The organism is Pseudomonas sp. DF5, assembly GCF_058148225.1.
In genome coordinates, this window is the sequence record NZ_JBYVYM010000012.1 from 72,979 (window position 1) to 98,369 (window position 25,391).

The 25,391-nt window shown below is 58.7% G+C and carries 26 protein-coding genes; 10 read left to right on the plus strand and 16 right to left on the minus strand.

From position 1 onward, the window contains the following. Nucleotides 1-18 precede the first annotated feature (18 nt). Nucleotides 19-573 carry a GspH/FimT family pseudopilin gene (locus AC30D7_RS13315; RefSeq protein ID WP_490134364.1) on the plus strand — a complete coding sequence of 185 codons (555 nt, stop codon included), beginning with the start codon at nucleotides 19-21 and terminating at the stop codon, nucleotides 571-573. Here AC30D7_RS13315 and ispH read toward each other — a convergent pair. From ispH to murJ, 6 genes are all read right to left on the minus strand, one after another. After that, nucleotides 545-1,489 (minus strand): 4-hydroxy-3-methylbut-2-enyl diphosphate reductase, encoded by a 945-nt coding sequence (gene ispH, locus AC30D7_RS13320; RefSeq protein WP_490134365.1) that lies wholly within the window; start codon nucleotides 1,487-1,489, stop codon nucleotides 545-547. The two genes, AC30D7_RS13315 and ispH, sit on opposite strands and share 29 nt — an antisense overlap. Before the next feature lie 149 nt (nucleotides 1,490-1,638). Beyond that, the gene (gene fkpB / locus AC30D7_RS13325) at nucleotides 1,639-2,076 is read right to left on the minus strand and encodes an FKBP-type peptidyl-prolyl cis-trans isomerase (protein ID WP_490134428.1); all 438 of its coding nucleotides are present in this window, start codon (nucleotides 2,074-2,076) and stop codon (nucleotides 1,639-1,641) included. A gap of 7 nt (nucleotides 2,077-2,083) precedes the next feature. Next, nucleotides 2,084-2,596, minus strand: a complete 513-nt coding sequence (gene lspA, locus AC30D7_RS13330; protein WP_490134366.1) for a signal peptidase II — start codon at nucleotides 2,594-2,596, stop codon at nucleotides 2,084-2,086. Beyond that, on the minus strand, nucleotides 2,589-5,420 hold the full coding sequence (ileS, locus tag AC30D7_RS13335; protein ID WP_490134367.1) for an isoleucine--tRNA ligase: 2,832 nt from the start codon (nucleotides 5,418-5,420) through the stop codon (nucleotides 2,589-2,591). Before ileS ends, lspA begins: the two co-directional genes overlap by 8 nt. Continuing rightward, nucleotides 5,421-6,371, minus strand: coding sequence for a bifunctional riboflavin kinase/FAD synthetase (gene ribF / locus AC30D7_RS13340; RefSeq protein ID WP_490134368.1), 951 nt, complete (start codon nucleotides 6,369-6,371; stop codon nucleotides 5,421-5,423). Nucleotides 6,372-6,500: 129 nt separating this feature from the next. Beyond that, nucleotides 6,501-8,039 (minus strand): murein biosynthesis integral membrane protein MurJ, encoded by a 1,539-nt coding sequence (gene murJ / locus AC30D7_RS13345; RefSeq protein WP_490134369.1) that lies wholly within the window; start codon nucleotides 8,037-8,039, stop codon nucleotides 6,501-6,503. 387 nt (nucleotides 8,040-8,426) lie between these two features. On the opposite strand from murJ, the gene rpsT reads away from it, so the two are divergent. Next, nucleotides 8,427-8,705: a 30S ribosomal protein S20 gene (rpsT, locus tag AC30D7_RS13350; protein ID WP_007901883.1), complete on the plus strand. Its 279-nt coding sequence runs from the start codon at nucleotides 8,427-8,429 to the stop codon at nucleotides 8,703-8,705. A gap of 122 nt (nucleotides 8,706-8,827) precedes the next feature. Here rpsT and AC30D7_RS13355 read toward each other — a convergent pair whose 3' ends face one another. From AC30D7_RS13355 to rplU, 5 genes are all read right to left on the minus strand, one after another. After that, the gene (locus tag AC30D7_RS13355) at nucleotides 8,828-9,292 is read right to left on the minus strand and encodes a CreA family protein (RefSeq protein WP_007938427.1); all 465 of its coding nucleotides are present in this window, start codon (nucleotides 9,290-9,292) and stop codon (nucleotides 8,828-8,830) included. Between the two features lie 12 nt (nucleotides 9,293-9,304). Then, nucleotides 9,305-10,423, minus strand: a complete 1,119-nt coding sequence (proB, locus tag AC30D7_RS13360; RefSeq protein WP_007938428.1) for a glutamate 5-kinase — start codon at nucleotides 10,421-10,423, stop codon at nucleotides 9,305-9,307. 137 nt (nucleotides 10,424-10,560) lie between these two features. Then, complete coding sequence (gene cgtA / locus AC30D7_RS13365; protein ID WP_018925882.1) at nucleotides 10,561-11,784, minus strand: Obg family GTPase CgtA; 1,224 nt, start codon at nucleotides 11,782-11,784, stop codon at nucleotides 10,561-10,563. A 195-nt stretch (nucleotides 11,785-11,979) separates the two neighbouring features. Then, the gene (gene rpmA / locus AC30D7_RS13370; RefSeq protein WP_003228360.1) at nucleotides 11,980-12,237 is read right to left on the minus strand and encodes a 50S ribosomal protein L27; all 258 of its coding nucleotides are present in this window, start codon (nucleotides 12,235-12,237) and stop codon (nucleotides 11,980-11,982) included. A 33-nt stretch (nucleotides 12,238-12,270) separates the two neighbouring features. Then, the gene (rplU, locus tag AC30D7_RS13375) at nucleotides 12,271-12,585 is read right to left on the minus strand and encodes a 50S ribosomal protein L21 (protein ID WP_007901869.1); all 315 of its coding nucleotides are present in this window, start codon (nucleotides 12,583-12,585) and stop codon (nucleotides 12,271-12,273) included. Nucleotides 12,586-12,825: 240 nt separating this feature from the next. Between rplU and AC30D7_RS13380 the strand changes: the two genes are divergently transcribed. From AC30D7_RS13380 to AC30D7_RS13390, 3 genes are all read left to right on the plus strand, one after another. Next, the gene (locus AC30D7_RS13380; RefSeq protein ID WP_490134370.1) at nucleotides 12,826-13,794 is read left to right on the plus strand and encodes a polyprenyl synthetase family protein; all 969 of its coding nucleotides are present in this window, start codon (nucleotides 12,826-12,828) and stop codon (nucleotides 13,792-13,794) included. Nucleotides 13,795-13,955: 161 nt separating this feature from the next. Then, nucleotides 13,956-14,297, plus strand: coding sequence for a zinc ribbon domain-containing protein YjdM (locus tag AC30D7_RS13385; RefSeq protein ID WP_490134371.1), 342 nt, complete (start codon nucleotides 13,956-13,958; stop codon nucleotides 14,295-14,297). Between the two features lie 206 nt (nucleotides 14,298-14,503). Then, on the plus strand, nucleotides 14,504-14,761 hold the full coding sequence (locus AC30D7_RS13390) for a PA4570 family protein (protein WP_490134372.1): 258 nt from the start codon (nucleotides 14,504-14,506) through the stop codon (nucleotides 14,759-14,761). 143 nt (nucleotides 14,762-14,904) lie between these two features. On the opposite strand, the gene bamJ is transcribed toward AC30D7_RS13390, so the two are convergent. From bamJ to AC30D7_RS13405, 3 genes are all read right to left on the minus strand, one after another. Continuing rightward, nucleotides 14,905-15,522, minus strand: coding sequence for a BamJ family beta-barrel-assembly machinery protein (bamJ, locus tag AC30D7_RS13395; RefSeq protein WP_490134373.1), 618 nt, complete (start codon nucleotides 15,520-15,522; stop codon nucleotides 14,905-14,907). Nucleotides 15,523-15,650: 128 nt separating this feature from the next. Next, the gene (locus AC30D7_RS13400) at nucleotides 15,651-15,947 is read right to left on the minus strand and encodes a DUF6482 family protein (protein ID WP_490134374.1); all 297 of its coding nucleotides are present in this window, start codon (nucleotides 15,945-15,947) and stop codon (nucleotides 15,651-15,653) included. A 134-nt stretch (nucleotides 15,948-16,081) separates the two neighbouring features. After that, a complete protein-coding gene (locus tag AC30D7_RS13405) occupies nucleotides 16,082-16,570 on the minus strand; it encodes a TIGR00645 family protein (protein WP_490134375.1) in 489 nt (162 codons plus the stop codon). 160 nt (nucleotides 16,571-16,730) lie between these two features. On the opposite strand from AC30D7_RS13405, the gene AC30D7_RS13410 reads away from it, so the two are divergent. Next, nucleotides 16,731-18,560 (plus strand): hypothetical protein, encoded by a 1,830-nt coding sequence (locus tag AC30D7_RS13410; RefSeq protein WP_490134376.1) that lies wholly within the window; start codon nucleotides 16,731-16,733, stop codon nucleotides 18,558-18,560. A 6-nt stretch (nucleotides 18,561-18,566) separates the two neighbouring features. Here AC30D7_RS13410 and AC30D7_RS13415 read toward each other — a convergent pair whose 3' ends face one another. Further along, on the minus strand, nucleotides 18,567-18,908 hold the full coding sequence (locus AC30D7_RS13415) for a PA4575 family protein (RefSeq protein ID WP_490134377.1): 342 nt from the start codon (nucleotides 18,906-18,908) through the stop codon (nucleotides 18,567-18,569). Nucleotides 18,909-19,187: 279 nt separating this feature from the next. Further along, nucleotides 19,188-21,626, minus strand: a complete 2,439-nt coding sequence (locus AC30D7_RS13420) for a Lon protease family protein (protein WP_490134378.1) — start codon at nucleotides 21,624-21,626, stop codon at nucleotides 19,188-19,190. A 273-nt stretch (nucleotides 21,627-21,899) separates the two neighbouring features. Here AC30D7_RS13420 and AC30D7_RS13425 point away from each other — a divergent pair, with 273 nt between their 5' ends. The 4 genes from AC30D7_RS13425 to AC30D7_RS13440 all read left to right on the plus strand — a co-directional run bounded on the left by AC30D7_RS13425 (nucleotide 21,900) and on the right by AC30D7_RS13440 (nucleotide 25,378). Beyond that, on the plus strand, nucleotides 21,900-22,388 hold the full coding sequence (locus AC30D7_RS13425) for a DUF3015 domain-containing protein (protein WP_105343754.1): 489 nt from the start codon (nucleotides 21,900-21,902) through the stop codon (nucleotides 22,386-22,388). A 106-nt stretch (nucleotides 22,389-22,494) separates the two neighbouring features. Continuing rightward, a complete protein-coding gene (locus tag AC30D7_RS13430) occupies nucleotides 22,495-24,348 on the plus strand; it encodes an Lnb N-terminal periplasmic domain-containing protein (RefSeq protein WP_490134379.1) in 1,854 nt (617 codons plus the stop codon). 108 nt (nucleotides 24,349-24,456) lie between these two features. Beyond that, entirely contained in the window at nucleotides 24,457-24,813 is a 357-nt protein-coding gene (locus tag AC30D7_RS13435; RefSeq protein WP_490134380.1) for a hypothetical protein, read from the plus strand. A gap of 70 nt (nucleotides 24,814-24,883) precedes the next feature. Further along, entirely contained in the window at nucleotides 24,884-25,378 is a 495-nt protein-coding gene (locus tag AC30D7_RS13440) for a GreA/GreB family elongation factor (protein ID WP_490134381.1), read from the plus strand. Nucleotides 25,379-25,391: the final 13 nt, after the last annotated feature.

A 25,391-nucleotide genomic window follows, 5' to 3' on the forward strand; every position in this document is an offset into this window, starting at 1 on the left:
TCCATGGAGGGAGATGACATGCATCAGCAAGGTTTCAGCCTGATCGGACTGCTCATGGGACTGACAATTGTCGGGATTGTTCTGCAACTGGTCAGCCCGGCATTTGCAGCACTGACGGAATCAAACCATCGCGAGCAGGCGGCGCAGTCGATTATCAGTGGTATACGCACAGCCAGAACGGCTGCCATCACCCGCAATCAGAGCGTGGTGATTCACGGTATCAACGGCGACTGGAGCCAAGGCTGGCGGATCATTCTGGATATCAGCGGCAAAGGCCCGGAAGACAGCAGCAATCCGCTGCTGATTGAGCACACAAGTAGCACTCGGGTGCCGATTGTCGGCAACTGGCCGGTCAAGCGTTTTGTACGATTCAGCAGTCTGGGCCAACCGCTGATGCCCGGGCGGGCATTTCAGGCAGGGACGCTACATATTTGCTCGGCTCGCGAGCCGGTCAGCCAGCTCCAGGTGGTGCTGGCGGCAAGCGGTCGAGTGCGCCTGGCCAACCGTAAGGCTGAGCAGGCGCTGTGTCGAAAGGCGGAAAGTATTACAGCGAACGCACGCGCAACTCTTTAGGCATGGAGAAAGTGATGTTCTCCTCGCGGCCGGCCAGTTCATCGGCCCCCGTGGCACCCCAGGCCTGCAGTTGCTGGATCACGCCACGCACCAACACTTCCGGAGCGGAGGCACCGGCCGTGATGCCAATACGCTCGACACCGTCGAACCAGCTCTTTTGCAGGTCTTCGGCGCCATCGATCAGATAGGCCGGAGTGGCCATGCGTTCGGCCAGTTCACGCAGACGATTGGAGTTGGAGCTGTTCGGGCTGCCGACTACCAGCACCACGTCGCACTCGTCCGCCAGTTGCTTGACAGCGTCCTGACGGTTTTGCGTGGCGTAGCAGATGTCGTCCTTGCGCGGACCACCGATCGCCGGGAAACGGGTACGCAGGGCATCGATCACGCGACTGGTGTCGTCCATGGACAGGGTGGTCTGGGTAACGAAAGCCAGTTTTTCAGGGTTGTTCACCTGCAACTCGGCGACATCTTTCTCGTCTTCGACCAGATAGATCGCGCCACCATTGCTGCCATCGTACTGGCCCATGGTGCCTTCGACTTCCGGATGGCCGGCATGACCGATAAGGATGCATTCACGGCCGTCACGGCTGTAACGCGCGACTTCGATGTGCACCTTGGTCACCAGCGGGCAAGTAGCGTCGAATACCTTCAGGCCACGGCCTGCGGCTTCGGTACGCACAGCTTGGGAAACGCCGTGGGCACTGAAGATCACGATCACGTCGTCCGGCACCTGATCCAGTTCCTCGACGAAGATCGCCCCACGGGCACGCAGGTCTTCGACGACGAATTTGTTGTGGACCACTTCGTGGCGCACATAGATCGGCGGCCCGAAGACTTCCAGGGCGCGGTTGACGATTTCGATCGCCCGGTCCACACCGGCGCAGAAGCCACGGGGGTTGGCGAGTTTGATTTGCATGCTGTGCCTCGTGTCTTGCGCGCAAGAAGTTAGATCATTGTAGGAGCAGAGCTTGCTCGCGAAAGCGGTGTGTCAGTCAACATTGATGCTGAATGTGATGACGCCTTCGCGAGCAAGCTCTGCTCCTACAGGTGACCGTATTCGGTCAGTTACAGCGCTTTGACGTTGATGATCTCAACGTCAAAGGTCAAGGTCTTACCGGCGAGCGGGTGGTTGAAGTCGATGGTCACTTGCGCGTCATCGAATTCCTTCACCACGCCCGGCAGCTCGGTATTGGCGGCATCGTTGAAGATCACCAGCAACCCTGGCGACAGTTCCATGTCCTGGAACTGCGAGCGAGGGATGATCTGCACGTTTTGCGGGTTAGGCTGGCCAAAAGCGTTTTCCGGCTCGATGTACAGGCTGCGCTTGTCGCCAGCCTTGAAGCCGAACAGCGCGGCTTCGAAGCCTGGCAACAGGTTGCCGTCGCCGACCTTGAAGGTCGCCGGGGCTTTGTCGAAAGTGCTGTCGACGGTATCGCCGTTCTCCAGGCGCAATGCAAAGTGCAAGGTGACTTCCGTGTTCTGGCCGATACGTTGTTCAGCCAATACCTGTTCAGTCATGAACGGTTTCTCCGGTCTTCTTACTTTTGAACATATCCAGCGCGAGCATCACGGCACCGACAGAAATGGCACTGTCGGCAAAGTTGAACGCCGGGAAATACCAGCGGTTCTGCCAATGCACCAGAATGAAATCGATCACATGGCCCAAGGCAATGCGGTCGTACAGATTGCCCAGCGCGCCACCCAGCACCAGGGCCAGCGCAATCGCCAGCCAGGTTTCGTTGCGACCCAGGCGCTTGAGCCAGATCACCAGCACCGCGCTGACCACCACTGCAATCAAGGCAAACAACCAGCGCTGCCAACCGGAGCTGTCAGCCAGGAAGCTGAACGCCGCCCCGGTGTTGTAGGCCAGGGTCCAACTGAACAAATCGGGGATCACCACGATTTGCTGGTACATCTCGAGCTTGCCTTCGAAGTAGAACTTGCTGGCCTGGTCGATGACCAGGACCAGCACGCTCAACCAGAGCCAGCTCAGCCGTCCGAAACGGCCAGCAGCGTTAGGCATAGTGACGAACCTCGCCCGCGCCGCTGATGTTGTCGACGCAACGACCGCAGATTTCCGGATGTTCCGGGTTCACGCCGACATCTTCACGGCAGTGCCAGCAACGGGCGCACTTGGCGTGAGCCGACTTGACGATCTTGAGCTTCAGGCCGCTGACTTCGGTGACCACGGCATCGGCCGGTGCCTGCACCAATGGCGCGACACTGGCGGTTGAGGTGATCAGCACGAAACGCAATTCGTTGCTCAGTTTGGCCAGGTCGGCGCTCAGCGCGTCTTCGGCGAACAGCGTCACTTCGGCTTGCAGGTTGCCACCGACAGCCTTGGCTGCACGCTGGATTTCCATTTCCTTGTTGACCGCAACCTTGACCGCCATGATCCGGTCCCAGTAAGCGCGATCCAGTTCGAAGCCTTCCGGCAGTTCGCTCAGGCCTTCGTACCAGGTGTTGAGCATCACGGACTCGTTACGCTCGCCCGGCAGGTACTGCCACAGCTCGTCGGCGGTGAATGCCAGGATCGGCGCGATCCAGCGCACCAGCGCTTCGGAAATGTGGAACAGCGCGGTCTGGCACGAACGACGGGCCTTGCTGTCGGCGCCAGTGGTGTACTGGCGGTCCTTGATGATGTCCAGGTAGAAACCGCCCAGCTCCTGCACGCAGAAGTTGTGGATCTTGGAGTAGACGTTCCAGAAGCGGTATTCGCCGTAGTGCTCCTGCAGCTCGCGTTGCAGCAACAGGGTGCGATCCACAGCCCAACGGTCCAGGGCGAGCATTTCTTCAGCCGGCAGGAGGTCGGTGGCCGGGTTGAAACCGGTCAGGTTGGAAAGCAGGAAGCGCGCGGTGTTACGGATGCGCCGGTAGGCGTCCGCACTGCGTTGCAGGATCTGCTCGGAAACCGCCATTTCACCCGAGTAGTCGGTAGACGCTACCCACAGACGCATGATGTCGGCGCCCAAGGTGTCGTTGACCTTCTGCGGCGCGATCACGTTGCCCAGGGACTTGGACATTTTGCGACCGGATTCGTCGACGGTGAAACCGTGGGTCAGCAGCTCGCGGTACGGTGCGTGGTCGTCGATGGCGCAACCGGTCAGCAACGACGAGTGGAACCAGCCGCGGTGCTGGTCCGAGCCTTCCAGGTACAGGTCGGCGCGAGGGCCGGTCTCGTGGCCCATCGGGTGCGAACCGCGCAGGACGTGCCAGTGCGTGGTGCCCGAGTCGAACCAGACGTCCAGGGTGTCGCTGATCTTGTCGTACAGCGGCGCTTCGTCACCGAGCAACTCAGCGGCGTCCATCTTGAACCAGGCTTCGATGCCTTCGACTTCGACGCGCTGGGCGACGATTTCCATCAGTTCGACGGTGCGTGGGTGCAGTTCGCCGCTTTCCTTGTTCAGGAAGAACGGGATCGGCACGCCCCAGTTGCGCTGACGGGAGATGCACCAGTCCGGACGGTTGGCGATCATCGAGTGCAGGCGCGCCTGGCCCCAGGCCGGGACGAATTTGGTGTCTTCGATGGCTTTGATCGCGCGTTTGCGCAGGGTGTCGCCCGCTGCTGGCTCTTTGTCCATGCCGATGAACCACTGCGCGGTGGCGCGGTAGATCAGCGGGGTCTTGTGACGCCAGCAATGCATGTAGCTGTGTTCGATGGTGGTGGTGTGCAGCAGCGCGCCGACTTCGGTCAGTTTATCGACGATGGCCGGGTTGGCCTTCCAGATGAACTGGCCGCCGAAGAACTCCAGCGATGGCACATACACGCCATTGCTTTGCACCGGATTGATGATGTCATCGTTGACCATGCCGTACTTCTTGCAGGTCACGAAGTCGTCTACACCGTAGGCTGGCGAGGAGTGAACCACGCCGGTGCCCGCGCCCAGCTCAACGTAGTCAGCCAGGTAAACCGGCGACAGACGATCGTAGAACGGGTGGCGGAAATTGATCAGCTCCAGCGCTTTACCGGTAGTGGTGGCGATCACCGAACCTTCCAGGCTGTAGCGGGCCAGGCAAGATTCGACCAGTTCTTCAGCCAGTACCAGCAGCTTGTCGCCGACGTCGACCAGGGCGTAGTTGAACTCCGGGTGAACGTTCAGCGCCTGGTTGGCCGGGATAGTCCACGGTGTGGTGGTCCAGATCACGATCGAAGCAGGTTTGGCCAGCGTCGGCAGACCGAACGCGGCAGCCAGTTTGGCTTCGTCGGCGATCGGGAAGGCCACGTCGATGGTCGCGGACTTTTTGTTCTCGTACTCGACTTCCGCTTCAGCCAGGGCCGAACCGCAGTCAAAGCACCAGTTCACAGGCTTCAGACCCTTGAACACGAAGCCACCCTTGACGATTTCCGCCAGAGCGCGGATTTCACCGGCCTCGTTTTTGAAGTCCATGGTCTTGTAGGGGTTGGCGAAGTCGCCCAACACGCCCAGACGGATGAATTCGGACTTCTGGCCTTCGATCTGCTCGGTGGCGTAGGCACGGCACAGTTCGCGGGTCTTGTCGGCACCCAGGTTCTTGCCGTGGGTCACTTCGACTTTGTGCTCGATCGGCAGACCGTGGCAGTCCCAGCCCGGAACATAAGGCGCGTCGAAACCCGACAGGGTTTTCGAGCGGATGATCATGTCCTTGAGGATTTTGTTCAGCGCATGACCGATGTGAATCGTGCCGTTGGCGTACGGAGGACCGTCGTGCAGTACGAACTTCGGACGATCCTTGCCAATCTCGCGCAACTTACCGTACAGGCCAATGCTGTCCCAGCGCTGCAGAATCTGCGGTTCGCGCTGAGGCAGGCCGGCCTTCATTGGGAAGGCGGTGTCCGGAAGGTTTAGCGTGGCTTTATAGTCGGTCATTTAAGGCTCTTCATTAGCGATTGGCGCTAGGTGCGACAGGGCACGGGCGGCGGCGATATCCGCATTGATCGCCGTCTTAAGCGCCTCCAGAGAGGCGAAACGCTGCTCTTCACGCAGCTTGTGGTGGAAAACCACCGTCAAACGCCGGTCATACAGATCGCCGGCAAAATCTAAAAGGTGCACTTCGAGGTGGGCTTTGCCATCCCCTTCGACCGTTGGCCGCACACCAATATTGGCGACGCCTGGCCAGGTCTTGCCATCGATGTCGACGCTGACCAGGTAAACCCCGCTCAACGGCACACGACGACGCTTGAGTTGCACGTTGGCCGTGGGCGTACCCAACTGGCGCGCCAGCTTCTGGCCATGCAGGACCCGACCGGCAATCCGGTACGGGCGACCGAGCAGTTGCTCGGCCAAGGCGAAATCGGCAGCGGCCAGGGCATTGCGGACCTGAGTGCTGCTGACACGAATGCCGTCCAGCTCGACGGTCTGCGCCGCTTCGACGGTAAAGCCCTGAAGGACGCCGGCCTGTTGCAAGTAGTCGAAATCCCCCAGCCGGTCGCAGCCAAACCGGAAATCGTCACCAACTTCCAGATGCTGCACGCCGAGGCCGTCCACCAGAATGGTATCGACGAACTCCCTGGCGCTGAGTTTGCTCAGGCGCTGGTTGAAAGCCAGGCACAACACCCGGTCGACACCTTCTTCGGCCAGCAGCTGCAGTTTGTCCCGCAGGCGGGCCAGACGGGCCGGGGCGGTGTCCGGAGCGAAGAACTCCCGCGGCTGCGGCTCGAAAATCACCACGCAGCTGGGCACGCCCAACTCGAGCGCACGCTCTCGCAGCCGGACCAGGATAGCCTGGTGGCCACGGTGAACACCGTCAAAGTTGCCAATAGTGGCGACACAGCCCCGATGCTGGGGGCGCAGGTTGTGGAGACCTCGAACCAGCTGCATAACGCGCTTCTTGCTCATAAAGTGGTCGATTATAACCACACCCGGCGGCCGACGACAGGCAACACCGTAACCCAAAGTAATCGAGCCGACAAAACTGCCGGTTCGCCCATGATTATCGAGATAACGTCTTCAGCTCAAGGCCTTGCGATTGAAGTCGCGCAAACGGAAGCCCATCAACAGCAACATGCCGAAATACGCCACGACGCCTGCGATCACCAATGCACCCAGACGCAGCAGCCGCTCAAGCATAGGCCCCTGCCCCCAGGCCGGCATAAAGTGCATCGCACCCAGCAACACTGCAGACATCACCGCTACCGCCACCAGCAATTTGAGCCCGAACTTCGCCCAGCCCGGTTGCGGCTGATACATCTGCTGCTTACGCAGTTGATAAAACAGCAAACCGGCGTTGATGCAGGCACCCGCGCTGATGGCCAGGGCCAGGCCGGCGTGCGCCAGCGGACCGATCAGCACCAGGTTGAACAGCTGAGTGACGACCAGGGTGAAAATCGCGATTTTCACCGGCGTGCGGATGTTTTGTTGCGCATAGAAGCCCGGCGCCAGCACTTTAATCACGATAATCCCCAGCAAGCCGATGGAATAAGCGATCAACGCGCGTTGAGTCATGGCCGCATCGAAAGCGCTGAACTGGCCATACTGGAACAGCGAAGCCGTCAGTGGTTCAGACAGAATCCCCAGCGCCAGAGAGCACGGCAACACCAGCATGAAGCACAGGCGCAGCCCCCAATCGAGGATTCGCGAGTATTCGTGGCGATCCTGGCTGGCATAGGTCTTGGCCAGGGTCGGCAACAAAATCGTGCCCAGCGCCACACCCAGCACGCCGGATGGCAACTCCATCAGGCGGTCGGCGTAATACATCCAGGACACGGAACCGGCCACCAGAAACGAGGCAAAAATGGTATTGATGATCAGCGAAATCTGACTCACCGAAACGCCGATGATCGCGGGCAGCATCTGCTTCATGACCCGCCAGACACCGCTATCGCGCAGGTTCAAACGCGGCAGTACCAGCATGCCGATTTTTTTCAGGTGCGGCAGTTGATAGAGCAGCTGCGCCAGCCCACCCACCAGAACGGCCCAGCCCAGCGCCATGACCGGCGGATCGAAATACGGCGTCAGGAATACCGCAAAGATGATCATGCTGACATTGAGCAGGGTCGGCACGAAGGCTGGCACCGAGAAGCGGTTCCAGGTGTTGAGGATCGCCCCGGCCAGCGATGACAGGGAGATCAGCAATATATAAGGGAAAGTGACCCGCAGCAGATCGGTCGTCAGCTGGAATTTTTCCGGAGAATCGACGAAACCCGGTGCCGTGGCCCAGATAACCCAGGGGGCGGCGAGCATGCCCAACGCAGTGACCAGCGCCAGTACCAGTGTCAGCAGGCCTGAGACGTAGGCAATGAAGGTCCGCGTCGCCTCCTCGCCCTTCTGGCTTTTGTATTCGGCAAGAATCGGCACAAAGGCCTGGGAAAACGCCCCTTCGGCGAAGATCCGCCGCAGCAGATTGGGCAGCTTGAAGGCGATAAAGAAGGCGTCGGTCGCCATTCCGGCACCAAATGCACGGGCGATTAGAGTGTCACGAACAAACCCCAACACCCGGGAAAGCATCGTGATAGAGCTGACAGCGGCCAACGATTTGAGCAGATTCATTGAAAGAGTTTGTGCCTGTCGATAAACAGCAGGCGAACAACGCGCCCACTTATGCGATACTCCGCGCCGCAACAGCACAGAGCCAAAGCTCGCGAGTTTACAGGTCGCGCGCCGGAAAGAAATATCCAGCGCACCGTCCCCTTGAAAACGTAGCGAGCGAAGGCAAGACAAGGCGAAAGCAGGCGAGAAAGCGGAGTTGACTTTAGTCAATGAGCATTTCGAGTCTGCTTTCAACGCTGTATTGCCGAGCGCAGTAGTTTTCATGGGGCCGGAACCGGCCACTTAGCGGAACGTCTCTTCCGCCCTTGACAAGACATCAACTCATCGGCATGATTCGCGGCCTATTTTGTTTGCTATTTCCTAAAAAGTCTTTCGAGGAGCTCGACGGTGGCCAACACACCTTCCGCCAAAAAACGTGCAAAACAGGCTGAGAAGCGTCGCAGCCACAACGCCAGCCTGCGTTCCATGGTTCGTACCTACATCAAGAATGTAGTTAAAGCCATCGACGCAAAAGACGCTGCTAAAGCTCAAGCTGCTTACGTTCTGGCCGTGCCAGTTATCGACCGTATGGCCGATAAAGGCATCATCCACAAGAACAAAGCTGCTCGCCATAAGAGCCGTCTGAATGGCCACGTCAAGGCCCTGAACGTTGCCGCTGCTGCCTAAGCGACGCGCTCGTTAAAAAACCGACCTCAGGGTCGGTTTTTTATTGCCTGCGATTTATTAAATACAATGCAAAAAAATGTGGGAGCAAGCAGGCTCGCCCCCACACTTGGACCTTCGCTATCTTACTGAGCGTGCGTCCACGGCAGAATCGGAATCGCCGTCACCGCATTCTGCGGACTACCCTCGATCAAACGATCGCTGTAGACCAGATACACCAGGGTATTGCGCTTCTTGTCGAGGAATCGCACCACCTGCATAGTCTTGAATACCAGCGAGGTGCGCTCCTTGAATACCTCCTCGCCATCCTTGAGCTCACCCTTGAAGTTGATCGGCCCGACCTGGCGACATGCAATAGACGCCTCAGCGCGATCCTCGGCCAATCCCAGACCACCTTTCACGCCACCCGTCTTGGCACGCGACAGGTAACAGGTCACACCCTCCACTTTCGGATCATCAAACGCCTCGACAACAATACGGTCGTTCGGGCCGACGAATTTGAACACCGTCGACACCTGGCCAATTTCCTCGGCCGAGGCCAGCAACGGCATCGCCAACAACAAGCCCAATAATCCTTTTGCCACACGCATTCAGGTATTCCTTCAGACCAGAATCAGGTTATCGCGGTGAACCAGCTCCGGCTCCGCCATGTAACCCAACAGACCGATAATCGCCTCAGACGACTGACCGATGATTTTTTGTGCTTCCAGCGCACTGTAGTTAGCCAGGCCACGGGCGATTTCACGACCGTCCGGCGCCACACAGACCACCATTTCGCCGCGACGGAAGCTGCCCTGGACCAGCTTTACACCTACCGGCAGCAAACTTTTGTTGCCCTGAGACAGAGCGGTCACCGCACCCGCATCCAGCACCAGCGTGCCGCGAGTCTGCAGATGCCCGGCCAGCCACTGTTTGCGGGCCGCCAGCATGCCGCGCTCAGGCGACAGCAAAGTGCCGATGCGCTCGCCAGCCTTGAGGCGATCCAGCACTCGCTCAATACGCCCACCAACGATGATGGTGTGCGCACCGGAGCGCGCCGCCAGACGCGCAGCGCGCAGCTTGGTCTGCATGCCGCCACGCCCCAACGCACCGCCAGTGCCACCGGCTACCGCATCGAGCGCCGGATCGTCGGCCCGCGCCTCATAAATCAGCTTGGCGTCGGGATTGTTGCGTGGATCAGCATCGAACATGCCATCGCGATCAGTGAGGATCACCAGCAAATCGGCTTCGACCAGATTCGCCACCAGCGCCGCCAATGTGTCGTTGTCGCCGAAACGGATTTCGTCAGTGACCACGGTGTCGTTTTCGTTGATCACCGGGATCACTTTCAACTCGACCAGCGCACGCAGGGTGCTACGAGCATTCAGGTAGCGCTTGCGGTCGGACAAATCGTCGTGAGTCAGGAGAATCTGTGCGGTATGCCGACCATGTTCGGCGAAGCTCGACTCCCAGGCCTGCACCAACCCCATCTGACCGATGGCGGCAGCCGCCTGCAACTCGTGCATCGCACTGGGTCGTGAGGTCCAGCCCAGACGGCTCATGCCCGCTGCCACCGCCCCGGAGGACACCAGCACCAGCTCAACGCCCGCCTCATGCAGGGCAACCATCTGCTCGACCCAGACACCCATTGCTGCGCGATCCAGGCCCTTGCCGTCCGCCGTCAGCAAAGCGCTGCCGATCTTCACGACCCAACGCTGCGCACCTGTCACCTTGCTCCGCATCATCTTCAACCTTAGCTTGAGGGCAGCGCGACCTGGCACTGCCCGTGACGTTATTCGTGGTTCTTCGTGACCAACAGTCGATTTCCAGATACTAAAACGCCGCTCCAGTGAGCGGCGCTTAAGTTTATCGCAACGAATCAGTCACGCACGTAAATGATTTCCGGACCGTCTTCATCATCCACATCTTCTTCGTCCCAATCGTCGTCACCGATGTCATGGACCGACTTCACGCCACTGCGACGCAGGGCACGCTGATCGTCCAGCGCCTGCAACTGGGCGCGAGCTTCGTCCTCGATGCGCTGATCGAGTTCGGCCAGCTCTTCCTTGTAGGCCGGGTCGTTAGCCAGGCGATCGGCGCGATCTTCCAGGTAACGCATGATGTCGTGACACAGACGCTCGGTGCCTTGCTTGGCGATCGCCGAGATCACATAGACCGGACCGGTCCACTCCAGACGATCAACGATCTCCTTGACGCGAGCATCGTGCTCTTCCTCAAGGATCTGGTCGCACTTGTTCAGCACCAGCCAGCGATCACGCTCGGCCAGGGACGGGCTGAACTTGGTCAGCTCGCTGACGATCACTTCAGCGGCATCCGGCGCACTGGTGTCATCCAGCGGCGCCATGTCGACGAGGTGCAGCAGCAGACGCGTACGCGACAAGTGCTTGAGGAAGCGAATCCCCAGGCCTGCGCCGTCGGAAGCACCTTCGATCAGGCCCGGAATATCCGCAACCACGAAGCTCTTCCAGCGATCGACACTGACCACACCCAGGTTCGGCACCAACGTGGTGAACGGGTAGTCGGCGACTTTCGGCTTGGCAGCCGACACCGAGCGAATGAAGGTACTTTTGCCAGCGTTCGGCAAACCGAGCAGACCGACGTCCGCCAGCACCTTCATTTCCAGTTTCAGGTCGCGCTGCTCACCCGGCTTGCCCGGCGTAGTCTGGCGCGGCGCACGGTTGGTACTGGATTTGAAACGAGTGTTACCCAGACCGTGCCAGCCGCCCTGAACCACCATCAGCTTCTGACCGGCCTTGGTCAGGTCACCGATGACTTCCTGGGTTGCAGAGTCGATCACAGTGGTACCGACCGGCACCCGCAGAATCAGATCCTCACCTTTTTTGCCGGTGCAGTCGGTGCTGCCACCGTTGGAACCACGTTCGGCATCGAAGTGGCGGGTGTAACGGTAGTCGACCAGGGTATTCAGGTTTTCGTCGGCCATCATGTAGATGGAACCGCCATCACCACCATCACCGCCGTTCGGGCCGCCGTTTTCAATGAATTTTTCTCGACGGAAACTCATGCAACCGTTGCCACCGTCGCCGGCCTTTACTCGAATCGATACTTCATCAACAAACTTCATAACAAAACGCCTCTCGCCATACGGACGAGCCGAAAAACAACCAAGACATAAGACTCTTGCAAAAATGAGCGCAGCGACCTCAAGCAACGACCGCCAATACAGCGCTGGAGCCCATCACAAACAGCTTTGCAAGAGACTCACCCCACAAACGAAAAAGCCCCGTCGCAAGACAGGGCTTTTCCAGCGATCGCGCAATTAAGCTGCGACGACGCTCACGTAACGACGACCGAAGGCGCCTTTTACTTCAAACTTGATCACGCCTTCGATTTTCGCGAAGAGGGTGTGATCTTTACCCATGCCAACGCCGTAGCCAGCGTGGAATTGAGTGCCGCGCTGACGCACGATGATGTTACCGGCCTTGATAACCTGGCCGCCATACATCTTCACGCCAAGGCGTTTGGCTTCTGAGTCGCGACCGTTACGGGTACTACCACCAGCTTTTTTGTGTGCCATGAGTTCAATTCTCCTAGTGAGGAATTAGGCTGATTAAGCCTGAATACCGGTGATTTTGATCTCGGTGTACCACTGGCGGTGGCCCATACGCTTCATGTGGTGCTTACGGCGACGGAACTTGATGATGCGGACTTTATCGTGACGACCTTGGGAGATCACTTCAGCCACAACGGTAGCGCCAGGAACAACTGGAGCGCCGATATTCACGTCGTCGCCATTGGCAACCAACAGAACGCGATCAAAAGTTACGGATTCGCCGGTAGCGATTTCCAGTTTTTCGATCTTCAGGTATTCACCTGGAGCGACTTTGTACTGCTTGCCACCAGTAACGATTACTGCATAAGACATGGTATTTCTCCGATAATCCTGCTCACCCAGCTCTTTATAAGAAGAGGTATTGGCTGGCATGGCTGCATGGGGCTGGAAGGCCCGCTTGCAATTGCGTAAGGCAGGTGCTGCCCAGGAAGTTCAGGGTGCGCGATTGTACGCAAGCTGCTCTGGCGTTGCAAGTGGCCGCCCATCGCGCCTTGACAGGCCCGGACGTGGGTCCTAGCATGCCGCGCAACCCTTCTGGAGCAACTGTCGCTGATGCAACCCCAAGCTTTCTACCGCGCGGTGGCGGACGATTTTAACGCCGTCGACGGCATCATCAAGAAGCAGCTGACTTCCCGAGTGCCGCTGGTGTCGAAAATCGGCGACTACATTACCTCGGCTGGCGGTAAACGCCTGCGTCCCTTGCTAGTGCTGCTGTGCGGCAAGGCACTGGGCCGCGAAGGCGATGACCTGCGCCTGCTGGCCGCGACCATCGAGTTCCTGCACACCGCCACCCTGCTGCACGACGACGTCGTCGACATGTCCGGCATGCGCCGAGGCCGCTCGACCGCCAACGCCATGTGGGGCAACGCGCCGAGCGTGCTGGTGGGCGACTTCCTGTATTCACGCTCTTTCGAAATGATGGTCGAACTGGGCTCCATGCCAGTGATGAAGATCCTGTCGCAAGCCACGCGCATCATCGCTGAAGGCGAAGTGCTGCAGCTGTCGAAGGTCCGCGATGCCAGCACCACCGAAGAAACCTACATGGAAGTGATCCGCGGCAAAACCGCGATGCTCTTCGAGGCTTCGACCCACAGTGCCGCAGCCCTGGCCGGCGCCTCGCATGAACAATGCGAAGCGCTGCGTACCTTCGGCGACCACCTTGGCGTGGCCTTCCAATTGGTCGACGACCTGCTGGACTACCGTGGCGACGCCGAGACCCTGGGCAAGAACGTTGGTGACGACCTGGCCGAGGGCAAGCCGACGCTGCCGCTGATCTACACCATGCGCGAAGGCACCCCAGAGCAGGCCGCACTGGTTCGTCAGGCGATCCAGAAAGGTGGCATCGAAGATCTGGAAAGCATTCGCGAAGCTGTCGAAGCTTCGGGCTCGCTGGATTACACCGCGCAACTGGCCCGCGACTATGTGGCCCGTGCGATCAATTGCCTCGAAGCCCTGCCCGCCAGCGAATACCGCGATGCGCTGGTGGAATTGAGTGAGTTTGCGGTCGCTCGCACGCACTGATATTCACAGCAAAATCAAAAGATCGCAGCCTTCGGCAGCTCCACATGGGTACACCAAGGAGCTGCCGAAGGCTGCGATCTTTTGCTGTTCGCTCCCTCCTGCGATAAATCCCTATATAATGTGCGCTTTCTTTTTAGCCATCCTGGATCCAAGGAGCTTTAGTGAGCACGTTGCCACCCTGCCCGAAATGCAATTCCGAATACACCTACGAAGACGGCGCACAGCTGATCTGCCCGGAGTGCGCCCATGAGTGGTCCGCCAACGGCGAAGCCGAAGTAGCGTCCGACGATACCGTGAAAAAGGATTCGGTCGGCAACATCCTGCAAGACGGCGATACCATCACCGTGATCAAGGATCTCAAGGTCAAAGGCACTTCCCTGGTGGTCAAGGTCGGCACCAAGGTCAAGAACATCCGCCTGTGCGATGGCGACCACGACATCGACTGCAAAATCGATGGCATCGGCCCGATGAAGCTCAAATCAGAGTTCGTCAGAAAAGTCTGAGCCCGCTGTATTCCATCCTGCGCCCTGCGTGGGATGGTGCTTTGCCCTTCCCTGCCTCACCCGGCACTTTCTCGCACTTGCCAAGTGCCAGCCGCTTTGACCTTACGCAATCTTTACCCGGAAAAAAACGCAAACTGCCAATAGGCCCTTGCTATTTAATGAATAGGAATTATTCTCATTGAACCCCATCAATGGAGATGAAACCCATGATCTATTTGATCGATGCCTGGCTGGACCGCCCACACCCCTACCTCAGAATCCTGCACCGGGAAACCGGAGAAGTCTGTGCGGTGCTTGAAGAGGAAGCCTTGAACGAGCTGCAGGATCAGGGTGACCTGGACGTCAACGGCCTGAGTTCCAGCGAGCCGGTGGTGCTCAAGGAACTGGTACGCAATCTGTTTCTGTTCTGCTATGCCCGGGCGTTGCGCCCGACGAATGAGCTGCATCACAAGATCGAACTATGAAAATGCAACATGTCGGAGCGAGCCCCATGGGAGCGGGCTTGCTCGCGAAGAGGCCATAACATTCAACATCATCGCTGAATGACACACCGCCTTCGCGAACAAGCCCGCCCCCACATGAGCGAGCCCGTTCCGACACTCAGGTCTTACAGAACGTCGAGCAGTTCGACGTCGAATACCAGTACGCTGTGCGGCGGAATGCTGCCAACGCCTTGAGCGCCGTAAGCCAGTTCGCTCGGCACGTACAGACGCCATTTGCTGCCCGCGTTCATCAGTTGCAGGGCTTCGGTCCAGCCAGCGATAACGCCGCCTACCGGGAATTCTGCAGGCTGGCCGCGCTCGTAGGAGCTGTCGAACACAGTGCCGTCGATCAGAGTGCCGTGGTAGTGAGTGCGCACTTGATCTTCACGGGTTGGCTTGGCGCCTTCACCTTGAGTCAGCACTTCAAATTGCAGGCCCGAAGCCAGAGTAGTGATGCCTTCACGCTTGGCGTTTTCAGCCAGGAAAGCCAGACCTTCGCCAGCAGCAGCTTCAGCCTTGGCAGCCGCTTCGGCCTGCATGATCTCGCGGATCACCTTGAAGCTGGTGGACATTTCTTCCTGACCCACACGGCTTGGCTTGCCGGCAAACGCGTCGGTCAGACCCGCCAGGATTGCATCCAGGCTCACGCCCGGTGGCGGATTGTCACGCAGCTGGTCGCCCAACTGACGGCCAATGCCGTAGCTGACGCGGGTTTCGTCGGTGGACAGATTTACTTCGGACATGACACTGCTCCGCTGTGCGGACGGCCCTGGAACTTGCCGTGCGTGCACAGCGCATCCCGGAGCGCCCGGAATCAAAAGGGCGAGCAGACTAGCACAGATGCCGCCACGTTGATGAACGGTGTCGGCTCTCACACAGAACGGAAGGTGATCGGCACTTTCAGGCTTTCCTCAGTGCTAGCACCGCACATTTCGTCTTGAACCGAGGTATGCACAACGTTGAACGACAATTTGGGAAAGGCGTGAAGCACTTCACGTGCATGCTCGACCGAGCGCAAATGCAATACCTCGCCGCGAGCATCGCGCAACGGATACGCCCTGCCACTGATCCGAGCCTCCAGTACGTAGAACACGCCTTCCATCGAGATCAGGTTCAACTCATCGATCTTTCCGGCGATGGCATACGCATTCAACTCTTGCAGGTTCATGAGCGCACCTCACGCAGTGGAGAGCCAGGGTTCTTACAGGGATATGCCTCGACGCGCCAAAGTACAAGCCACAAACGACACCGCCCGTCTATTTCGCAACAGACGGGCGGTGCGGTGAAGCAAGCAAGGGCGGATCAGTGCTTGGTCAGCTTGTCCAGGTAACCCATGGCAAACGCCGACACCACGAAGGTCATGTGGATGATCACGTACCACTGCAAATGCTCGGGATCGACGTTCTTGGCGTCCATGAAAATTCGCAGCAGGTGGATCGACGAAATAGCCACGATGGAAGCCGCGACCTTCATCTTCAACGAAGACGAATCCATGGTCCCCAACCAGTTGAGCTTTTCCTTGTTGTCGTCGATATCCAGTTGGGAAACGAAGTTCTCGTAACCGGAGATCATCACCATCACCAGCAAGCCACCCACCAGCGCCATGTCGATCAACGACAGCAGCACCAGAATAAGCTCCGACTCGACCATCGAGAACACATTAGGAATGACGTGGAAGACTTCCTGGAAGAATTTCAGTGCCAACGCCAGCAAGCCCAGCGACAAACCGAAATAGATCGGCGCCAGTAACCAGCGGGAGGCGTACATTGCATTTTCGATAAAGCGTTCCATTGAATCTCACACGAGGGGCTTGAAATGGCGGCGAGTATAACAGTCGCCTGTTACACCCAGAAACCGCCGGAAAATCCGCAACCTGCGCGTGTGTGACAAAGTTTTTCTGCTAGTGTCCAGATCAACGACAGATCAGCGACATCGGACAGGACGACTGGAAATGGATGCGCGATTGCCTTTATCGAGCGCCGGACTTTGCCTCGCATTGTTACTCGGTGGTTGTTCACCCAGCGATGAAAAACGCCAGGTCAGCCTCGAAGAAAAGACCGCGCAGTTCGAAAAGTCTCTGGAGGCGATCAAGGATCCGAAACTCAAGGACGTCGTGACCGAACTCGGCGGTTCACTGCTGCTGCTCGAGCGCGCGCAACTCAAGCTCGACAGTAAGCCGGTGGTCACCGAGTACGGCGAAGATGTCCTCGCCGCATTCAAGCACTACCCCACACCCCAGGCGTTAGTCGACACCTATATCAACGGGCTGTTCGTGCTGCACAAGGAATCCGGCTCGGATTACCTGACCGATCTGCAACCGGTATTCCCCCTCCACTTCAACACTCCTGGCGCATTCCTGTTCCCCTATGACCTGCAATGGCAATCGGTGACCCTCAGCAACAAACGCGTCATCGCGTTTCAGCCGGAATGGTCGGAAACCGATCCCGGCATTCAGCTGAGCCCGTCGAGCGCGACCCTGACCAACCCCGATGATTTGACGGTGACCTACCCCTTCATCGAAGGCCTGAATGTGGACAAGAAGAAACTGCCACAACCGGTGAGCCTGCAAGGCAAGGTGGAGGTCATCGCCCCGCGTCGACTCTACAGCTTCGACCTGACAAAAAAGGACGTCGGCCAGACGCACACCAACGACAACCTCAGTGTCACTCTGCTGAAGCTTGAAAAAAACCATGCCGAAATCGAATTCAGCAATAGCGTACCGCCGGCCCCCGAGGTCCACGATATACCGTTCAACCCGCTGATCGTTCAGGCCAGGGACACCACAGGGCAAGTCCTTTCGCGCTCGGGCGCCATCAACGAAACCGCTGAGCAAATTGCGTTCTATCAAAAACAATTGGCACAAATGCAACAGCAGAAGGCCTGGAGCGAGGCGTTCGAAAAACAGCTCGACGACGCTCAGCGTGCATTTGAAAAGCAACACACCCGGCACTACACCAAGGTGTACTTCAACGGTCCGATCGATACGCTTGAAGTCAGCCTGCTGGACTTCTCGGCGGTCACGGTGACCCGCAAGAACCTGGACCTGCCGGTACGCCGCTTCGACCCGCACACTACAGAGAAAACCATCCAGCCACTGGCCTTGCCTGTGGTGGTATACGACGATCAGGCTGCGACCTGGCTCAAGGGGGCGACGCTGGACGCGGACCAACTGAAAAAAAGCATCAGCATCAGCCAATCGGTCGATGACCCGAGCGCCGCACGCATCGAATTCGATCACCCCAGAAGCTTCAATGACGAGTTGCTCGGCACCTCTTTCAACCCCGGCGAAAGTCCCGTGACGTTCTTTACCCAAGACAGCAATGGCCGTCGCGATGGGCCGATCGAACTGCCACCGCAAGCGTATCAAGTCGACCCGTTACGAGGCAGCATCACCTACGATCTGAATCTGTTTGCAGAAACTCCGGCCTACGTGGTGGGTTCCATGCCGTTGTTCCTGGCGACTATCGATAAACAAATCTACGACGCCCGCCAAATGCCCAAAGGCCTGGAGCTCAAAGGGAATGCGTTGGTGGTTGATCTGAAGTCGTTCCCTGCCCAGGACTGGCGCTTTTTCACCAAGGACGACAGTGGCAACTATCTGAAGGAGATTCTTTCGGTCAGTCACGACACGAGCGCACAAGGCTCGGGATTATTCGAAGTACATTACTTCTACGGCCAGCCCACACGTCTGGAAACTTATCAGCGAACCAACCTTACCACCGTGCAATACGGTTTCGAGGTCAAACTCGACAAGACCGAACCAGGCAACCTGGGTCAATAGCCCGGTTCAGCTTTCGGGCCTAAACCCGGGACCGGCAAGATTATGGTGACGACCACCGTTGATCTCTCGCAACTGGGCCTGCAGGTGCAGGCACCAGATTTGCGGGTCATCGGCCAGCTCATAGCCATGCAGGGTCAGACTTTCAACGATAGTGTCGAGGATCGATTCAGCTGCGACCGGCCCACGGAACGGGCCTTGGGCCTTGATGGCTGAAGGTTGCTCGCCGGCCATTCCGGCGGCAAAGAGCAAGGTCCACATACCCGTATCTCCCGCCAGCGGGCGGATGGCACATTCGATACGGGTCACAAGACCCAGGCATTGACGGGTGAGGCAGAGGTTGCGCGACATGGCGACGACCCTCGGTAGATCCGGTATTCAACCTCCAGGGGAAGGCTGTCTCGATCCAGTGATAACTGTCGATATCCTTGAGCAGAGAATAGAAGAAAAGTTCAGCTCGCACGCGGACCGGCAAACACAAGGCGCCGAGTGGTCGCCGTGCAAATATTGACGCCATTTTGACGACACTTTTTGCCTTGAATGCAGCCTGCGAAACATTACACCCCCCTGCGGGAGTGGGCTTGCTCGGGAAGACTGACTGTCGTCTCCCCGAGCAAGCCCGCTTTTGCGTCAAGCCGGTTTGACTTCCAGCAATGCTTCCTGCGCCAACTCCTTTTCGGCTTCCTTGAGGTCTTCGTCGCTGACCATTTCCGCGATCACCCGCAGGCGTTCCACCACCCGCGCGTTCACGCTGCCCTCAGGAAACTCGCCATTCTCATCCGGCGTACCGGCCGGCTCGCCGACCAGCAGGCTCAGCGCCTCGTCGGCCTGGCGCACCGCGTAGACATGGAACTGCCCTGCGCGCACCGCCGCCAGCACTTTCTCGTCGAGCATCAAGGTGGCGACGTTGGCTTGAGGAATGATCGCCCCCTGCTCGCCTGTCAGGCCGCGTGCTTCGCAAAGCCGGAAGAAGCCTTCGATCTTCTCGTTGACCCCGCCTACCGCCTGCACTTCACCGAACTGGTTGATCGAACCGGTAATCGCAAAGCACTGCTTGAGCGGTGTTTTCGATAAGGCCGAGATCAGCGTGCAGGCCTCGCCTAACGATGCGCTGTCGCCGTCGACGTAACCGTAGGACTGCTCCAGGGCGATGCTTGCGGAAATCGCCAACGGGAATTCCTGGGCATAGCGGCTGCCCAGGTACCCGGTGAGGATCATCACGCCTTTGGAGTGAATCGGCTGGCCGAGGTTGACCTCGCGCTCGATGTCGACGATGCCGCTGCCGCCCGGATACACCGTGGCGGAAATCCGCGCCGGTATCCCGAAGGCCGAATCGCCGACTTCCAGTACCGTCAGCCCGTTGCACTTGCCGACCGCCGCGCCATCGGTGTCGATCAGAATGATCCCGGCCAGCATGTCATCGAGAATCCGCGCCGAAACCCGCCCGGTACGGGTGGCCTTGGCCTTGAGCGCACGCTCAATGTGCCCGGCGTCGGTCATCTCGTCACCCGCCAGGTCGCGAATGAAGTCCGCCTCGCTGACCAGCTGGAACAGATCGCCGATCCGCGCCGACAATCGCCCCTGGTGCTCGGCCAGACGTGCGCTGTAAGTCGCCAGACGCGCCACCGCATCGGCGGTCAGCGGCGCCATGCCTTCTTCCGAGGTACGGGTTTTGAGCAACTGGGCGAACTGCTCCAGGCTTTCGTCGACCATCGGGATGTCTTCGTCGAAATCCACCAGAACGCGGAACATCTCCTGGAAGTCCGGATCGAGGTCTTGCAGCGTGTAGTAGAGCTGCCGGGCGCCGATGATCACGACTTTGACCTGCAACGGAATGTGTTGCGGCGTCAGCGTCACGGTGGCCAGACGGCCCAGCTCACCCAGTGGTGACTCCATTTTCAGCTTGCGCGATTGCAGGGCGCGCTTGAGCGCATCCCAGACGAATGGCTCGCCGAGCATTTTTTCCGCTTCGAGGATCAGGAACCCGCCATTGGCCCGATGCAGCGCACCCGGTCGCAGCTGCCGATAGGTAGTGTAGAGCGCGCCCTGATCGGTGCTGTATTCGATGCGGCCGAACAGGTTGTCGTAGGTCGGGTGCGGCTCGAACACCACCGGCGCACCGCCGCTGTGCGGATGCCCGACCACCAGGCTCGGGGCATATTGCTCTTCAAGCAATTTGCGGGCGATGGCGTCGGTCTTGCTGTCGTCCACCAGTTGCTCGACCACTGTTTTGAGCAGGTACACCTGCATCGCTTGCAGGTAACCACAAACGCCTGCGTTTTCCGCGTATTTTTCCGACAGCGGTGCCAGCAATGGCTGCAAGGCCAGGGTGATGGTCTCTTCGTTGAGCTGGCGCAGTTGATTGCTCGACTCGCGCTTCCATTGCGGCAGGCTGGCGAGTTCTTCGTTCAACCGCTCTTCGAGCCCGGAAATGTCGTCGTGAAAGCGTTCGCGCTCGGCTTCCGGCAACTGGGCGAACTCCGCCTCATCCAGGGCCTTGCCTTCGCTCATCGGCGTGAAGGCGATGTTGCTGCTATCGCGGTAGAGCGCGACCTCTTTCTCCAGTGCCAGACGCTCGATCACATCCAGTGCACGGTCATAGCGCTGGTTGAAAGCGCGGTCGATGGCGCTTTTCTTTTGCTGGTAGGACGGGTGCTCGAACACCGCCGGAAAAGTCGCCAGCAGGTTGTCGATCAAGCCGTTGATGTCGCCGATAAAGGCGCCAGCGGTTCCCGATGGCAATTCCAACGCACGAGGCTCGCGCGGCTCATCGAAATTATTGACGTAGACCCAGTCAGCCGGGGTCTGCAGGCGTTTGCCTTCGGCCTTGAGGTAGCGTTTGACGAACGAAAACCGGCCAGTGCCGGGTTCACCCATGACAAATACGTTGTAGCCGGGGCGTGGCATGGCCACACCGAACTGCAAGGCTTCGACCGCACGTTCCTGGCCAAGCACACCGCGGAAGGGCTCCAGATCATTGGTGGTAGAGAAGCTGAACTGTTCAGCGGAAAACGGACGGGTCAGCGCTTCAGGCGCTAGACGCAAGCTGGCAGCAACAGGATCAGGCATCGGGCTTCCTTACATCAGGCGGGGCAGATAACGGCATTCTGGCGCTGCCCGTACCCACTGGCAAGGCGCACCTCAAGCCAAAGCTTAGACAAACCCCCATCCTCGGGCCGAGCAGCTCAAAATCAAGGTTTCAAGGAATGTTTGCAAAAAATCACGGAACCGCCGGAACATGCCTAAACTCCAAACTGCGCGGCTGGAACTGATAACCGGCCCACTGGCACCATTAGGGGCCAGTACCCTGTCCATTGGTATGCACACAAAGAGAACATAGCTATGAAACGGATTCTTCTTGGTACTCTCTTCACCGCTGTATCCATCAACGCCATGGCTCAGGCGCCAGGCGGTCCGGACTGCGGTTGGGGCAACATGCTGTTCGAAGGTCAGCGTGGCACTCCGGCACACTTCCTGGCATCCACCACCAACGGCACTTCCGGTAACGCAACTTTCGGCATGACCTCCGGTACCAACGGTTGCTCGACCAATGCGGCGCTGACCTATGGCGGCAAATCCTGGATCGCCATGAATGGCATGATGAACGAGCTGTCCGAAGACATGGCCAAAGGTCAGGGCGAAGCGCTGACCACTTACGCCGTGGTACTGGGCGTGGCGCCCGAAGACCGTGCGCATTTCGCCGCTGTGACTCATCAGCACTTCCAGCAGATTTTCAGCAAAGCTGACGTGACCGCTGAAGACGTGCATACCAATACCCTGGCCGTGTTGAAGAACGACCCTCGTCTGGCCAAGTACGCGACTCAAGCTTAAGCTCGACCCGCCCCGCTCTCTTTGGGGAGCGGGTTTTATTTTTTGACCCTGGCCCTTTTTCGCTGCCTCCTTGGGTCTTCGTTTCTTTCGACTTAAGTTGCTCACTATGCTCAAACGCCTTGCCTGGCTGGCGCTCTGTGTCTGCGCCCCGCTGTCCGCCATGCCCTACATCGACAATCAACGTTTGCAGCAACTGGCCAATGACCCCTTCTGGATTTCCCTGGGGCATTACGAAACCGCCAAGCTCGGTGGCTGGCGCAGCTATGTCAGCGACAAGAAATTCTTTCTTGCCCCCGATGGCAACGAACACCCCGACCGTGAACTGGCGGCGACCGTACAGGCGCTGTATGCCCCGGCCAGTGCTGGCGAACAGCATGCACAATGTGTCTTTCCAGCCCGTACTCGCTGGCTCAAGGCGCAACTCAACCTGACGGATCTGCCGTCGCTGGACTGTGCTGAATTCAAGCAATGGTTCAAGGACGTTTCGCCCCACAGCGCAGTGATGATTTTCCCGGCGGCTTACCTGAACAGCCCGTCCTCGATGTTCGGCCACACCCTGCTGCGCATTGATCAGGCCGGTGTGCAGAGCGACAAAACCTCGCTGCTCAGTTACGCGATCAACTTCGGCGCCTACATCGAAGGGTCGGACAACAGCATTCTGTACGCTTGGAAAGGCCTGATGGGTGGTTATCCGGGGCTGTTTGCGCTGGTGCCCTATCAGGAAAAACTTTCGGAATACCGCAGCCTCGAGAACCGCGACCTGTGGGAATACCGCCTGAACCTGACCCAGCAGGAAACCGAGCGCATGGTCGAGCATGTCTGGGAGCTCAAGCAGATCCAGTTCGACTACTTCTTCTTCGATGAAAACTGCTCCTATCGCCTGCTAGAGCTGCTGCAGGTGGCGCGGCCGGGCCTGAAGCTGACCGATCAGTTCCCGTTGACCGCCATTCCCACCGACACCGTCAAAGCGGTGAAACAGGCCGGGCTGGTGGAGTCGATCGAATATCGCCCGTCGCGCGAGCGTGAACTGCTGAGCCGCGCAGAGCCGTTGACCGATGAAGAGCAACAGTGGGTGCTGAAAATCAGCGCCGACCAGAAACAATTGCAGGAACCGGCGTTCAAGGCGCAACCACGCGAGCGTCAGGCGCTGATCATTGATGCGGCCTATCGCCTGGAGCGTTATCGCGCCAACGGCCAGGAACGTGACCCGCAACGGGCTCAGCGCAGTTTCGAATTGCTGCGCGCGATCAATCAAAACCCGCCTCCGGAACTGGACATTGCGCGACCCGGCTTGCCCGAGGATGGTCATGAGTCCCGCACCTGGCAGGCAGGCATCGGCACCCGGGGTGACCAAGCCTTCGGTGAATATGGCCTGCGCATGGCCTACCACGACCTTAACGACAACACTGAAAGCTTTCCTCTTGGCGCGCAGATCGAAATCCTGCAAATGAAGCTGCGCCAATATGAAGGTAATCACTGGCAGTTGCAGCAACTGGACCTGGCGACCATCCGCTCCCTTACCCCGCGCAATACCCTGTTGCAGCCGCTGTCGTGGCAAGTCACCGGGGGCCTGGAACGCGTACCGGGCAAGCACGATGATGAAACCCTGGTCAGTCATGTCAACGGTGGTGGTGGCGGAACCTGGCAACTGGGCGACGACATGCTCGGGTTCGCCCTGGGCACCGTGCGTGTGGAGCACAACAACGACTTCGCGGGCTTTATTGCCCCGGCGGCAGGCTTCAACAGTGGCCTGCTGTGGAAAAACCCGCTGGGCAATTTCAGCCTGGAAGCCAAGGGCGATTACTTCACCAACGGCGAAGTGCGCCGGAGCATGAGCCTCAATCAGCAGTGGGAGTTGTCGCGCAACCTGGGGCTGCGCCTGAGTGCCCAACGCGAATTCAGCCACCTGGCATCACCCGAAAACGAAATGATGCTTGAAGTGAAGTGGTATCACTATTGACGCAAATCCCTTGTGAGCCCACGGATTAATCACAGCCCTTTCACAGACACCCGACAAATCCGCTTCTAGACTTCCCCTATAGGCCGTTGAACGGCCCTGGAGTCCGAGATGTGGCGTTGCGTGGGTGTGTTGGGGTTGTTGCTATTGATTACAGGGTGCCAGTCGACTCACGAGGATCTGATCGCCAAAGGGTATCCGCCGGCATACGCCGATGGCTTCGATGACGGTTGCAGCAGTGGCCGGCAAGCCGCCGGGGCAATCACCGGTGAGTTTCGCAAAAACGTTCCACGCTACCTCAAGGACAAGCAATACGCCGAAGGCTGGACCGATGGCTTGCGTCAATGCCAGGCCATGCGGGAAAACGAGGATCGCAACGAGTACAGGGAACGCCATTGGGATGAGCGCGAAAGGGCCTGGCAACGAGAGAAAGACCGGGACGCCGCGCGAGCCTATCGCTCGCAATAAGTCGTTTACAGACATTCGTCGAAACTTAAAGCACGCGACCATGGCCCAAACCCTATAACGGGAGAACAACATGAGTCGCGCCTTCGTCAATGAAGATAACGCCGCTGCGCAAGCCGATCTGCCGGTCGAACGACAGGTCAGCGCGCAGCCCAATTACGTCACGCCAGCCGGGCTCGCGCAGCTACAGGCGAAAGTTGCCGCGCTGCAAGACCTGCTCGACGAGGAAAGCGCCAAAGGCGACCTGGCCGACAAGCAGCGCCAGGCCGACCTCGATCGCGACTGGCGCTACTTCAAGCAGCGCCTGCAAAGCGCGCAGGTGGTTGCACAAGCCTGCTCCACCAACAAAGTGCAGATTGGCAATTGGGTAACTTTTGCCGACGAACACGATCACGAGCAACGCGTGCAATTGGTCGGGGAAGACCAGGCGGATGCCGCCCATGGTTTGATCAATTGGAGTTCGCCACTGGGTCGTGCGTTGTTGGGTGCGCACGTGGGTGATGAGGTGCTGTGGAAACGGCCGGCCGGGGATTTGGTGATTGAGGTGCTGGCCATAGAGATCGGGTAAGTTCGATGACGCC